This is a genomic window from Tatumella sp. UBA2305 (assembly GCF_002345795.1).
Lineage (GTDB): Bacteria > Pseudomonadota > Gammaproteobacteria > Enterobacterales > Enterobacteriaceae > Tatumella > Tatumella morbirosei.
In genome coordinates this window covers 39,099-51,164 of record NZ_DDVT01000001.1, presented here as the reverse complement: position 1 = coordinate 51,164, position 12,066 = coordinate 39,099, and the positions used below count along the sequence as shown (strand labels likewise).

14 protein-coding genes and 1 pseudogene are annotated in these 12,066 nt (G+C 46.0%); 8 read left to right on the top strand and 7 right to left on the bottom strand.

Annotated elements, in window-relative coordinates; genetic code table 11:
* Positions 1-5 precede the first annotated feature (5 nt).
* Both B3Z23_RS00270 and B3Z23_RS00265 read left to right on the top strand, forming a co-directional pair.
* Entirely contained in the window at positions 6-428 is a 423-nt protein-coding gene (locus tag B3Z23_RS00270) for a GNAT family N-acetyltransferase (protein ID WP_414716438.1), read from the top strand.
* A 194-nt stretch (positions 429-622) separates the two neighbouring features.
* Entirely contained in the window at positions 623-1,105 is a 483-nt protein-coding gene (locus B3Z23_RS00265) for a glutathione peroxidase (RefSeq protein WP_294899899.1), read from the top strand.
* 38 nt (positions 1,106-1,143) lie between these two features.
* On the opposite strand, the gene B3Z23_RS00260 is transcribed toward B3Z23_RS00265, so the two are convergent.
* Entirely contained in the window at positions 1,144-1,404 is a 261-nt protein-coding gene (locus tag B3Z23_RS00260; RefSeq protein WP_294899896.1) for a hypothetical protein, read from the bottom strand.
* Between the two features lie 202 nt (positions 1,405-1,606).
* On the opposite strand from B3Z23_RS00260, the pseudogene B3Z23_RS00255 reads away from it, so the two are divergent.
* The 4 genes and pseudogenes from B3Z23_RS00255 to B3Z23_RS00240 form a co-directional block, all read left to right on the top strand.
* Positions 1,607-1,703 (top strand): annotated as a pseudogene (locus B3Z23_RS00255) (type II toxin-antitoxin system Phd/YefM family antitoxin); the annotation flags it as partial.
* Positions 1,704-1,735: 32 nt separating this feature from the next.
* Entirely contained in the window at positions 1,736-2,065 is a 330-nt protein-coding gene (locus B3Z23_RS00250; RefSeq protein ID WP_294899893.1) for a hypothetical protein, read from the top strand.
* Positions 2,066-2,415: 350 nt separating this feature from the next.
* The gene (locus B3Z23_RS00245) at positions 2,416-2,943 is read left to right on the top strand and encodes a YncE family protein (RefSeq protein WP_294899891.1); all 528 of its coding nucleotides are present in this window, start codon (positions 2,416-2,418) and stop codon (positions 2,941-2,943) included.
* Positions 2,940-3,392: a YncE family protein gene (locus B3Z23_RS00240; RefSeq protein WP_294899887.1), complete on the top strand. Its 453-nt coding sequence runs from the start codon at positions 2,940-2,942 to the stop codon at positions 3,390-3,392. The genes B3Z23_RS00245 and B3Z23_RS00240 overlap by 4 nt, the downstream gene beginning before the upstream one ends.
* A 123-nt stretch (positions 3,393-3,515) precedes the next feature.
* Here the strand turns inward: B3Z23_RS00240 and B3Z23_RS00235 are convergent, their stop codons facing one another.
* The 3 genes from B3Z23_RS00235 to B3Z23_RS00225 all read right to left on the bottom strand — a co-directional run bounded on the left by B3Z23_RS00235 (position 3,516) and on the right by B3Z23_RS00225 (position 6,572).
* Complete coding sequence (locus tag B3Z23_RS00235; RefSeq protein ID WP_414716441.1) at positions 3,516-4,229, bottom strand: DUF3750 domain-containing protein; 714 nt, start codon at positions 4,227-4,229, stop codon at positions 3,516-3,518.
* Between the two features lie 312 nt (positions 4,230-4,541).
* Positions 4,542-5,567 (bottom strand): methionine synthase, encoded by a 1,026-nt coding sequence (locus tag B3Z23_RS00230; protein WP_294899884.1) that lies wholly within the window; start codon positions 5,565-5,567, stop codon positions 4,542-4,544.
* 27 nt (positions 5,568-5,594) lie between these two features.
* On the bottom strand, positions 5,595-6,572 hold the full coding sequence (locus tag B3Z23_RS00225; RefSeq protein WP_294899881.1) for a DUF1852 domain-containing protein: 978 nt from the start codon (positions 6,570-6,572) through the stop codon (positions 5,595-5,597).
* Positions 6,573-7,409: 837 nt separating this feature from the next.
* Here B3Z23_RS00225 and B3Z23_RS00220 point away from each other — a divergent pair.
* Positions 7,410-8,540: a lactonase family protein gene (locus tag B3Z23_RS00220; protein WP_294899876.1), complete on the top strand. Its 1,131-nt coding sequence runs from the start codon at positions 7,410-7,412 to the stop codon at positions 8,538-8,540.
* A 394-nt stretch (positions 8,541-8,934) separates the two neighbouring features.
* On the opposite strand, the gene B3Z23_RS00215 is transcribed toward B3Z23_RS00220, so the two are convergent.
* Positions 8,935-9,870 carry an AraC family transcriptional regulator gene (locus tag B3Z23_RS00215; protein WP_294899873.1) on the bottom strand — a complete coding sequence of 312 codons (936 nt, stop codon included), beginning with the start codon at positions 9,868-9,870 and terminating at the stop codon, positions 8,935-8,937.
* Between the two features lie 155 nt (positions 9,871-10,025).
* Between B3Z23_RS00215 and B3Z23_RS00210 the strand changes: the two genes are divergently transcribed.
* Positions 10,026-10,859 carry an oxidoreductase gene (locus B3Z23_RS00210; RefSeq protein WP_294899869.1) on the top strand — a complete coding sequence of 278 codons (834 nt, stop codon included), beginning with the start codon at positions 10,026-10,028 and terminating at the stop codon, positions 10,857-10,859.
* A gap of 24 nt (positions 10,860-10,883) precedes the next feature.
* Here the strand turns inward: B3Z23_RS00210 and B3Z23_RS00205 are convergent, their stop codons facing one another.
* Together B3Z23_RS00205 and B3Z23_RS00200 are read right to left on the bottom strand one after the other, a co-directional pair.
* Positions 10,884-11,390 carry a GNAT family N-acetyltransferase gene (locus B3Z23_RS00205; RefSeq protein ID WP_294899866.1) on the bottom strand — a complete coding sequence of 169 codons (507 nt, stop codon included), beginning with the start codon at positions 11,388-11,390 and terminating at the stop codon, positions 10,884-10,886.
* A 259-nt stretch (positions 11,391-11,649) separates the two neighbouring features.
* Entirely contained in the window at positions 11,650-11,805 is a 156-nt protein-coding gene (locus tag B3Z23_RS00200; RefSeq protein WP_156994579.1) for a hypothetical protein, read from the bottom strand.
* Between the last annotated feature and the right edge of the window lie 261 nt (positions 11,806-12,066).

Here is a 12,066-nt window from a genome sequence, read left to right as displayed (position 1 = left end):
CCATTGTGGACCGGTTAACTATTGAAGTCTCTGACACTATTACACCTGAGTTCTCCTTAGCGATTGAATCAGGGCTTAATTGTTATAATGAGGAGGCGGTGGGATATAACGACAATAAATCTCTCGCCGTTATGGTCAGAGATGAACATGGGGTGGTATTGGGCGGAATGATGGGGCGTAGCTACCTCGGAATGTTATTTATAGACCTGGTGTATCTGCCACCGGAAGTGAGAGGTAAGGGGGTGGGGAGTCAGATTCTTAAACGTGTCGAAGATGAAGGCAGGAACCGGGGATGTAAAACTGCTGTGTTGTATACCATCACTTTTCAGGCACCGGTGTTCTATGAAAAAAACGGCTGGCAGAGATTTGGTGAAATAGCCTGCCTCCCTGAGGGAACCAGCAGGGTCTTTCTGAAAAAAGACCTGTGAATTCCAGGAAGGTACCATTATGTTTAACAAATTTAAGTAAATATCTTTTTTATCAGTGGGTTAATTAATTGTGTTTTTGGAAAACCGGATTACGGGTTGTTGTGTCAAACCAATAAGTCACCGATGATTCTCCTCTGTCTCAACAAGCTACATGCTAATCTGAATAACGAACTGTTCGTGTTTAAGGATTCGTTATGACAACTTTTTACCAGCTTTCGGCCACCCGGCTTGATGGACAGTGGGTTTCAATGGCTGATTTTACGGGTAAAGTAGTTCTGGTGGTGAATACTGCCAGTCATTGTGGTTTTACGCCGCAGTATGCAGGGCTTGAAGCGCTCTACCGGAAATACGCCAGCCAAGGCCTGGTGGTGTTGGGCTTTCCCTGCAACCAGTTTGGTAAACAGGAACCCGGCAGTGCTGAGGAAATCTCACAGACCTGTTATATCAATTACGGTGTAAGCTTTCCGGTGTTTGAAAAAGTGGACGTTAATGGTTCTGCTGCACACCCGGTGTTCCGCTATCTGAAACACGAACTACCCGGGGTGCTGGGTGGCAGGATCAAGTGGAACTTCACAAAATTCCTGGTTGGTCGTGATGGTAAACCGCTAAAAAGATTTGCGCCAATCTCTACTCCGGAAAAAATAGAATCTGCAATCCTTACCGCACTTCAGGCTTAAGAAGGCAGGCGACTGCTGAGCTTTACGGATTTACACCGCTATTTTTTTTCCGGGTAGTCTTCCGGCCAGGCACGGGCACGGGCGGCTTCAGATTCAGGAGAGCCAGCAGGAGCAAGAAAATCATCACATACCGCGATGGCGCGTTGTACGTCTTCAGTATCAGCATCTTGCCGGGAAAGTAATTCTTCCCGCCATTCTTTTACCACTTCGAATCCACCATGGCTGATGTCCCATACCATCATATCCAGTAGTTCACGTAGCCCACTGGCGGGTCCGTCACGGAGGGTTTCTTCTTCCATCTGTACATAACCTTTTCAGCACTGTCTTCTGACAGGCAGATTCTGGATTGAGATGAGCAGAGTATAGCGAAGCCTGAAAACCGGACAAAGTTTTGCCCGGCATTTTTCCTGTGAGCAGTAGCATTATCGCTAATTAAATGGGGACTACAAATGGTCTAAATTAAGTCTCGTGTATGAACATTACCCCTTCGGCGGACATATCATGAAAGTAGAGACTATTAGCTACGTCAAAAAAAACGCGGCTACGCTTGATCTGTCAGAACCCATTCTGGTCACACCAAAATGATGTACCTGCTTATTTCTGGTGTTTCCGGCGCTATTTACGGCAGGTATGTCACTGATTGATACCACTGACAGTATTCTGATGCTGGAGGCTTACGGGTGGGCATTTGTGAAACCTATCCGAAAACTCTACTACAACATGACAATTACTCTGGTTTCAGTGGTTGTTGCAGTCGTAATAGGGGGTATTGTAGCTCCTGGGCTGACTCAGGATAAAATCAACCTTTCCGGCCTTTTCTGGGATGGTATCGGGTCACTTAACGATAACTTCGGTACTATCGGTTATCTGATTATCGGTATTTTTATCGCTGCCTGGATTATTTCTGCAGTAATTTACCGGGCCAAAGGTTATGAACGCCTGGAGGTTAGCGCGGACTGATCTTCATATCCGCCGCGGCCACCGGGAGCCAGGCTGTGTTGGTGATGTTTGCATTGTTGTATTTCGTTTTCCTGGCCATGAGGCTTTGATTTACCTGAATGACGCTTCCTGAGTTACTGCTTATTTTCAATGAGTTTCATTTGTCTTATTCATTTTATTAGATTTTATCTTGCTGATTTCAATTAATTTATCTTTTATTTGGGCATTGAAACAGGCGTTGGGATCGTCCTGAAAACCCTCTTCAGTTGCACAAGATGGCTGATTAAATGCCATCCTGAACAGATATCCCCGATTGGCTCACTGCATGCCACTTATCAGAAAACCGATATCATCATGGAGGTAGCAGAGATATGAAGATAGAAAACACCGCCGGTTTCGGGCTGATTGCGGTAGATAAATCCGCAGGCCGTATTTTATTTCTTGACCCTGAAACATTGAAAATTCGTAAGGTTATCGATGATCTGCCAGGAAAACCTCATGAGTTGTTAGTGTTACCTCAGAAAGGTAAAGCCTATGTGCCAATATTCGGTGATGGGATTCATGGTGATAATCCTCACCCGGAACATCATATTGCGGTAGTAGACCTGGCGAGTGAACAGGTTATCACTCTGATTGATATTTCTCCTTATCAAGGCCCACATACTGCCCGTCTGGGTTATAACGGGCTGATTTATTGTTGCTGTGAGGAAAGTGCTGTCATTGTTATTATCGATCCGCAAACCGATACCGTCACTGGCACCATTAATTCAGAATCATATAACGTACACCGGCTGGCAGTTATACCCGGAAAAAATCGATTAATCACCGAAAGTGAAGAAGAAGGGACGTTATCGCAGATAGTTTTTGATGAAAACGGAGGCCGGATAATAAAAAAATGAGTGTCCCTGGTAGCCTGAATGGTATTGATGTGTCTCCCATACGGCCGCGGGTCATAGTGACCAATGGCAGCGCTCCTGAAATTTTCGTCATTGACCGCGAACAGTTGGAACTACTGGATACTATTCCGCTGAAACGGCATAGCAAGGCAGCTCAGATAGTTCGTTTCAGAAGTGATGGTGAGATTGTCGCCGTGATAGGTGATTTTGATCCGGTGGTCAGTTTCTTTGATTCAGATATGCACTATCTGTTTACCGCTGAACTTCAGGAAAAACCGCTTGATGGAACATTTACTCCGGACGGCCGCTACTTCCTGGTGGTGAATGAAGACAATGGAACGGTTACTGTGATCAGTCTTGAGGAAGGGAAAGCAACAGAGCATGTGCCGGTCCCGGAAGGTTGTGAGGTTCTGGCTTATTATCCCCTGAAGCCATTTGCCTGTCAGCAATAAGTCGAAAGGCTTCACTTATTGCTGACAAATGTAGCGATCCGGTTAAATACAATCTGATAATATCCGAAGCTACGGCAGTGTCCGGAACGAGGTATGAGCCGGGCGTCATCGTTCCGAAACTCTTTAGTCAGGCTGTCTGGTTGTGTTTTGGGAACTACCGTGGTTAACCGAGCCAATAAATGGCAGTCGAAGTTTAAAGGGGGAGAATTGTATTCCCATATCAATGCCCAACAGGTTGATTTCAACGCCCTCCACCGGTCCGGCCGTAAAACCCAGTAAACCCAGCAAAGAAACCTGTACACCCTGTCCTGAGGGTGGCAATCCAATGGGCCTGGCGAGGGTTCGGTAATCCTTCCCGATAGCATTGGCTGGCATATTCAGATGCAGAGCGGGGACATTCCGACCGATATGAGCCATAAAGGTATTGCTGTTTGGCCCGGGCCAGGCGCGGTAGGTCTCTTTCCACGGATAGGAAGCTATAGCGGCTTCTATCTGAGGGATTAGAGCAGCCGCTTCCGGACCCCGATAATCGACCAGAAGATTGGGTTTAGCGCCAAACCAATAGTCGTCCGGACCGTGGCTGTTCTTGCGGATCCTGTCGCCGCTTCCCCAGCCGGTCACTTCATAACGGGTATATTGAGTGTCGCCGGCACGTTTAAAGATAATCCACGGATGAACCGCAGCTTTGCCACGCCAGCCATAGGTTGCAGCATCATAGATCTGCACAATCGCGGTATTGACCATTTTGTGGGGGTTCGGGGCAAGCCCCGATGAATCACGTCGGGCTGTCCACCAGCCCTGGCCGGCAGAGACTCCCGGATGGGTATCACGCATCATACTTGCCACCAGCGAGAGCAGAACCACACAAAGAAATACCAGACCTGATATTTTCAGCAATTGAATAACTCCCGGCAGGAGGGCGGTAAAAACTAACTATAGTGCAGAATGACTAAAATTTTGTCGGGACAGCGAAAGGGGAGAGTAATAATCCTGCTGAAATGTAAGGAGTTGTAATCATCCCCGTTTACTGGCAACAGGGTAAAAAAACGCGGACCGAAGCCCGCGTTCAGATGACATTGATCTGAAGGAAGTCGCCGGTTAGCCGGTATCTCCTGGCTGACCGGAGTAGAGTTCCGTCAAACTTTACTATTAAGCCAGTTCTTTACGGATAATTTCTGCACCAGCGCTTAAAGCATTCAGTTTACCGGTAGCGACTTCACGTGAAAGTGGTGCCATACCACAGTTAGTGGAAGGATAGAGTTTATCAGCATCAACAAACTGAAGCGCTTTACGCAAGGTATTAGCCACTTCTTCCGGAGTTTCTATAGTGTTGGTCGCGACATCAATAGCACCCACCATCACTTTTTTACCGCGAATCAGTTCGATCAGATCCATCGGAACGTGTGAGTTCTGGCATTCCAGTGACACGATATCAATGTTTGATTTCTGCAGTTTAGGGAAGGCTTCTTCATACTGACGCCATTCGTTACCCAGCGTTTTCTTCCAGTCGGTATTTGCTTTAATACCATAGCCATAGCAGATATGGACGGCAGTCTCACACTTCAGGCCTTCGATAGCGCGCTCCAGGGCTGCAACACCCCAGTCGTTAACTTCGTCGAAGAATACGTTAAATGCCGGCTCATCGAACTGGATAATATCTACACCAGCAGCTTCCAGTTCTTTTGCTTCCTGGTTCAGGATTTTAGCGAATTCCCAGGCCAGTTTTTCACGACTTTTGTAATGATTATCATACAGTGTATCAATCATAGTCATCGGGCCAGGCAGTGCCCATTTAATTGGCTGCTTGGTCAGCGAACGCAGATATTTAGCGTCATCCACAAATACAGGTTTAATGCGCTCAACAGCGCTCACGACTGTTGGTACGCTGGCGTCATAGCGATTACGGATTTTAACGATTTCGCGTTTCTCGAAATCAACACCGCTCAGATGCTCGATAAAGGTAGTAACGAAATGCTGACGGGTTTGTTCGCCGTCACTAACAATATCAATACCTGCACGCAACTGATCGTCCAGGGACAGACGCAGTGCGTCTTTTTTCCCGTTAACTAACTCTTCGTCCTGCAGTTTCCACGGCGACCATAGTTTTTCAGGCTGTGCCAGCCATGAAGGCTTTGGCAGACTTCCGGCAGTTGACGTAGGTAATAAAATTTTCATAGCAGGTGACCTTGTATTTTTTATGACTCAAAGACCGTAAGTTTCAGACCATTGTTCAAGAACTGTCTTGTATGGCTTGATAAAATATTCTTCAGTATATTTGCCCTGTTCAATCGCTAACCGGCTACGTTCTTCGCGATCATAAACAATTTTTGTTAATGAGTAGTCCTGATAGTTCAGGCTTGGCTGATACTGTAAACCGGCAACAGAGTTAGCGTTGTAGATTTCAGGGCGATAAATTTTCTGGAATGTTTCCATGGTACTGATGGTAGCTATCAGCTCGAGGTCGGTGTAATCACTCAGTAAATCGCCAAAGAAATAAAAGGCTAAAGGTGCAACACTGTGTTTAGGCATGAAATACCGGACCTGTAAGCCCATTTTGCTGAAGTAGTTATCTGTCAGTGAACGCTCATCCTGACGATATTCAATACCCAGCACCGGATGTTCATTACCTGTACGGTGATAAACGTTTTTGCTGGAGACACTCAGACAGATTACCGGAGTTTTTTTGAAGTTACTTTTATAAGCTTCTGATTTTATGAAGCTTTTGAAGATATTACCGTGCAGATCACCAAATTTCTCAGGGATGGTGAAATCAGGTTTATCTTTATTGTGATCCAGCAGCCATACGCTGAAATCGTAATCCCGTACATATGAAGAGAAGTTGTTGCCGGTAATGCCTTCGGTACGCTGGCCAGTTTTTTTATCGATAATATTAGTTTTCAGAATCTCGATAGCCGGAAAACTTTCACTCTCCGCGTCAATTTTCATTTCAACTGAAATGATATCAATTTCGACCGCATAACGGTCGGCGGTAGGGTTGTCCCAGGTCGCCAGTGAGTTGAAACGATTATTCATCATCACAATGGTATTGCGCAGGTTCTGCTGACGGTTTTCACCGCGGGCCAGGTTCGCAAAGTTGGTGGTGATACGCGTATTTTCAGAAGGGTTATAGTTCTCGTCGAAACTGCTGCTCTTAATCGAGTAGGTAAAATCTTTATTCATTATGAGCCTGAATCCTGGTCCTGAGATGAAAACTGAGTTTAGTTACTGATTATCCAGAAATTTCGGTGATCGAAATACACAGTTTTCATATTATCGAAAGTGAATAATCATACGTATTTTATGCCTGACTCGCGGAGTGAGTGAAAGTGATTTAATTTCACACGCAGATGAATTTTTTTCATGTTGCGATCAGCTGGAGGGGAGTCGTCAGGTGACGGATAACTCCGGGATACTATCTGAAAGCTTCAGTCATTGCTGAGCAGCAGCATAGTGAAGTCGTGTCTCTGGCTGACGGAGAAAATCTGTTAACCAATATTGGCGTACAGCTAAATGAGCTTTTTTCAATGCTACGCCAGCTTTGCTTCATCGTCCAGAAAATCCCCGACTAATAATAGTCCAGGTTTTAGCCCACTTCCGGGAATTCTGCATACCGGTAATGGTGTGGTGAACAGTCTGACATGTCCACCCCTGTACCAGCTAATGCGTCATGCCAGTGCTGTAATGCAGTTCTGCGACCATGATTACAATATGGCCGGTGGCAGAGTCAGATAAGGTTATATATGCATTGTCTGTCAGCCGAATGGAGTTCAGAAAATAGGCTCAGTCTTTATTTATTACTGACTTTTTTCCACACTCCAGGGTGGCAGAAACTTTTTTCTTAGGTAAATGGGGCGGTGAGTAGGTTTTTATTCAGAAAACATTGATTGCACTTAATTACAATTTGTCATTTCAGTATCATTAAGTGCTAACAATTTGTTTTGTTTGTTGATTTGGTTGGCACCCTGTAATAATATTGTTAATCACAATAAAGCATGTTGTTAACCTTGTAGGGTGATAATGCGTAATATATTTTTAAGTTCACTGTGTGCTATTGCATTAGCAGCTTCTTTTACCAGTGATGCTAAAACTTTTGTCTATGTATCAAATGCAGACTCAGGAAAAATATCCCACTATCAGCTGAATGAAAAAACCGGGAAGATGGCCTTTCTGGACGAAATTACCGCTGGTGGAAAGGTCATGCCGACGGCTATCAGCCCGGATCATAAGTATTTTTATGCAGCAACACGTTCTAAACCTTTCAGTATTGTTTCATGGAAAATTGATCCGGCTAATGGCGATTTAATTGATAAAAAAGTCAATCCGATTGATTATTCTTATGCGTATATTGCTACTGACCATACCGGGAAATATTTGTTTGGTGCTTCTTATGGCCAGAATGTAGTGGTCAGTTATCATCTGGAAAACGGCCAGTTAAGTAAAGCCATATCGGTTTACCCCACAGGCCCACATGCTCATTCGGTGATTGTCGATAAAACGAATAAGTCACTGTATGTCGGTAATCTCGGGGTTGATAAAGTCCTTCAGCTATCTCTGGCAAAAGATGGTAGCCTTTCACCCATAGGTTCCGGTGCTGTCGCGACGGTTGAAGGGGATGGTCCACGTCATTCGGTAATTTCTCCGGATAACCGCTTTGTGTATAACATTGGAGAGATGGGGGGTATTATCAGTCTGTTTTCCAGAGCACCCGATGGTTCTTTAAAACGGATAGCAGATGTACCTTCTGCGGTGGCAGTAAAATACAAATTAGAACATGGAAAAGAACGGCCTGATAATTATAACGATCCGACGCCAAGAATCTGGGCTTCAGATATTAAAATAACCCCTAATGGCGATTATATTTATGTTTCAGAGAGAACAACCAGTACGCTCTCCGGATATAAAGTTAATAAATCAACCGGTAACCTTTCTTTGATTGGCGTATGGAAAACAGAAACACAACCAAGAGGAATTACAGTTTCTCCGGATGGTCACTGGCTGATTGCTTCAGGTGAAAAAAGTAATTTTGTTTCTGTTTACCGGATAACAGACCGGACAGGGAAGCTAACTTTTAATCAAAGAGTTATGGCCAGTAAGGATAATTCACCACAGGATGCCTGCTGGATTGTTACAGAAGATTTTAGCAAGTAACTATCCATCTTAAGAGTATTCGCATCGGGAAACAGACACTGGAATATATGCACCCGGTGTCTTATCCCGAATTATGTGTATTACCAAAACATAGATTCGATTCAATTGATTGAAATGAAGAATTTATTTATCTCCGTTAAGAGCAAGTAAAATGGTCGCCAGAAAATATCGGGATCTGTTCTTCTGAAGTGAAAGAACAGCACTTAATACTATCGGTGGAGTGTGGATACTGCACATAGCGGGAAACCCGGGGCGGTTCAGATAATGAATATGCTCTGGCAGGACAGGCTATAAAGTCTGTTACAGAATCTGCTGTCGGTAGCTTATTGCCACTCCTGTCCTGATGCTGTAAGGGTAGTATCGCCATTGCAGCCATTACTTTATCTTAATAAAGCTAATGCGAAGATATATACTCTGAAGCAGTCAGCGGCGCCGGCATCGAAAAGGTCTTTTTCATCCGCTCAACCTCTTTTACCGGGCTGAGCCCAAACATGCGTTTAAATTCCCTGCTGAATTGTGACACGCTTTCGTAGCCTACACTGGCACTGGCTGCCGATGCCGTCAGATGGTTTCTCAGCATCAGTAACCTCGCCTGATGAAGTCTGGTGGATTTCAGGTATTGTATCGGCGAAGTATTGGTCACGGTTTTGAAATGTGAGTGGAAAGCGGGAATACTCATCCCTGCTTCCCGGGCCAGGAGATTGACGTCAAGGCTGGAATCGTACTCGGTATGCATTTTCCGTAAGGCTCTGGCCACTTTGCCAAACTGCCCCTGCATGGTCAGAGTACTACGCATAGTGGCGCCCTGAGGACCCGTCAGTACCCGGTAGTATATTTCCCGGACCATCGCGGGCCCCAGCATAAGGGTATCGGCAGGTGATGACATAATCTGTAGGAAACGTAATACCGTAGATCGTAATGCAGGCTCCATAGGGGTGGACATCATGCTGAGGGGAGAGGACGGCGTGCTCAGCGGGTTGTTTTCATCCAGTTCGAGGATGACTTTGGCTGCCAGGTTAAAGTCCAGCCTGAGATATATAGCCAGTAACGGTTCATCTGCTGTGGCATTGGTTTCCATAGTGAAAGGTACAGGCACTGAAACCATTAGATAATGACGGGCATCATACACATAACTGTGATTACCCAGAAATCCGCGTTTCTCGCCCTGAACCACAATCACTATACCCGGTTCATACAGCACGGGTACCCGGGTCATGGGTTGGCTGACTCTTAAAAAACGAATATCCGGCAATACGGTAAGATTATAGCCTTCATCCGGCGTGAGCTGGTCCAGTAATGACACCATCTGTCTGACGGTTTGTTCTTCCATTCGCTTATCCTCAGTAAACCTGTCTTAGTGTGGCACCAGGGAGGTATTACGTCCATCGGTCTGATAGGAACAGGCAAACATTAGAGAGGAACAGAGATATCGGGACTCTGTTATCAGGCGTAGCCTGTAGAGACTAATCACAGAGAGGGTAATTTATGAGTACGCCAAAATTATTTTTTATTACCGGTGTCAGCAGTGGCTTTGGCCGGGCACTCACCGAAGAAGCGATTAGCGCCGGACATCGGGTGATTGGAACTTTGCGGGATGAAGCACTCAAAGCAGAGCTCGAACAACGATATCCGGGGCAGTTTTATGGCCGGGTGCTGGATGTCACTGATTTTTCTGCATTGCCTGCAATTGCGGCAGAAGTTGAGCAACAGATTGGTGCCGTGGATGTACTGGTAAATAATGCCGGTTACGGTCATGAAGGGATTATGGAAGAGTCTCCGATGGAAGATATTTTCCGCCAGTTTAACGTCAACGTGTTTGGTGCGGTGGCGGTGATTAAAGCTTTCCTGCCTTATTTTCGACAGCGCCGCGCAGGGCATATCCTGAATATCACCTCGATGGGCGGATTTATTACTATGCCCGGTATCAGTTATTACTGTGGTAGTAAATTTGCTTTGCAGGGTATTTCTGAAACATTATCGGCAGAGCTGAAACCATTTAACATTGCCGTGACTGCAGTTCAACCGGGTTCGTTCCGGACTGACTGGGCCGGACGTTCGATGGTTCGTTCACCCCGTTCAATCAGTGATTATGACCAGAGTTTTGGACCAATCCGTGAGACCCGGGAAAAGCGTAGTGGTCATCAACCAGGGGACCCGCGTAAGGCTGCTCGTGCTATGTTAACGCTGATTAGTCTGCCGGAGCCTCCGGAATTCTTACTATTGGGCAGCGACGCCGTCAAACTGGTCAGAGACAAAATCAGCCGGATGCAGTCAAGCATGGACGATATGGAATCACTCAGCCAGTCCACTGATGGTTAGTTAGCTTACCCTGGCGGCGGCTCGCTAATGGCTGGCCGCCGGGGCACTTAACCCCATGAGTAAGACATCGACAAACTGGCCTTTACGCAGCGCAGAGCCTTTACGTAATCCTTCAGTTTCAAAACCAAACTTTTTATACAGCGCAATTGCTGGCTCATTGTCAGAAAATACTTCCAGTTCAATTTTTCGTGCGGCCAGCCAGTCAAATGAATAGCTGAGACAAAACGCCATTAATGCTGAGCCGATACCCTTGCCTGAAAGGGCGGGATCAACAAAAAGACCCAACGTTGTTTTGTGTCTGAGTCGCGGATGCTGTAGATTTTCTATGGTCAAAATACCTGCAACCTGACCCTCATCCACTGCTGTAAAGTGCCAGCAGCCATCTACACCGTTACCTGCCAGATGTTTTTGCCAATGCTCCAGCGAAGGATAGGGCATTCCGAGGGTATTTTCCTGAATCTCTGGCAACGAAGATAGCCTCTGAAAGGCTTCAGCGTCGCTGCTCTCTGCGCTGCGTATCACAATCGCCATGTTGTCCTGAGTTCTCTGAGCTGCACCGGCTAACAGTAATAGCGTATTTTGGGGAGTAATGCATGGCTGAACGTATGACAGAGTTCACAGAAAACAGCTGTTCAAACCAGAGGCACCCGGCCTGCGCGGGCTTAATGACGACCTCACCCTGAAAGAGAAGTAGCTCCAGCGGATGGCCGACCCGGTCTTCAAGGGAGCGAACCAGCTGGTCCATCGCCGTGGGAGTTACCCATAACACTTTTTCTTCAAAACCGGTTGGTTAATGCCATGCAGCCCGGATAATCAGAACCAGTGATATAACAGCCATGACAGCCCCAATCCGGCGATAAGATTTATCATTTTTTTTAACGGAAAGATGCCAGAATGCCAGACTCACACATAACAAAGGGATGGCAATTTTTAATGCGACAGGCATGGATAATCCTTACAGGATGCTGTTTCGTTTTTTTTCAGGGCATCTGCAGAGCGCGGTAATCATGTTAAGGACTGTTGCCTGAAAAGAACGATTAAATTTATTGCTTATTATACAAATAAATAGCCAGTCGAACATCCCGTTAACAGTCTCATTATACGAAGTGGGGCGTTCTGGTTATCTGTGGTTGCTGAATCTGCCGGAACGCTTCCCCTCTTTATTGTTTTTCCCTTCACTGTACCTTTCCACGATGCAGGACACTGG

Bases quoted from the DNA above. Each gene is read 5' to 3' on its own strand.
- B3Z23_RS00265 (WP_294899899.1), top strand. From the start codon at position 623: ATGACAACTTTTTACCAGCTTTCGGCCACCCGGCTTGATGGACAGTGG.
- B3Z23_RS00260 (WP_294899896.1), bottom strand. From the start codon at position 1,404: ATGGAAGAAGAAACCCTCCGTGACGGACCCGCCAGTGGGCTACGTGAA.
- B3Z23_RS00250 (WP_294899893.1), top strand. From the start codon at position 1,736: ATGTCACTGATTGATACCACTGACAGTATTCTGATGCTGGAGGCTTAC.
- B3Z23_RS00245 (WP_294899891.1), top strand. From the start codon at position 2,416: ATGAAGATAGAAAACACCGCCGGTTTCGGGCTGATTGCGGTAGATAAA.
- B3Z23_RS00240 (WP_294899887.1), top strand. From the start codon at position 2,940: ATGAGTGTCCCTGGTAGCCTGAATGGTATTGATGTGTCTCCCATACGG.
- B3Z23_RS00235 (WP_414716441.1), bottom strand. From the start codon at position 4,229: ATGATGCGTGATACCCATCCGGGAGTCTCTGCCGGCCAGGGCTGGTGG.
- B3Z23_RS00230 (WP_294899884.1), bottom strand. From the start codon at position 5,567: ATGAAAATTTTATTACCTACGTCAACTGCCGGAAGTCTGCCAAAGCCT.
- B3Z23_RS00225 (WP_294899881.1), bottom strand. From the start codon at position 6,572: ATGAATAAAGATTTTACCTACTCGATTAAGAGCAGCAGTTTCGACGAG.
- B3Z23_RS00220 (WP_294899876.1), top strand. From the start codon at position 7,410: ATGCGTAATATATTTTTAAGTTCACTGTGTGCTATTGCATTAGCAGCT.
- B3Z23_RS00215 (WP_294899873.1), bottom strand. From the start codon at position 9,870: ATGGAAGAACAAACCGTCAGACAGATGGTGTCATTACTGGACCAGCTC.
- B3Z23_RS00210 (WP_294899869.1), top strand. From the start codon at position 10,026: ATGAGTACGCCAAAATTATTTTTTATTACCGGTGTCAGCAGTGGCTTT.
- B3Z23_RS00205 (WP_294899866.1), bottom strand. From the start codon at position 11,390: ATGGCGATTGTGATACGCAGCGCAGAGAGCAGCGACGCTGAAGCCTTT.
- B3Z23_RS00200 (WP_156994579.1), bottom strand. From the start codon at position 11,805: ATGCCTGTCGCATTAAAAATTGCCATCCCTTTGTTATGTGTGAGTCTG.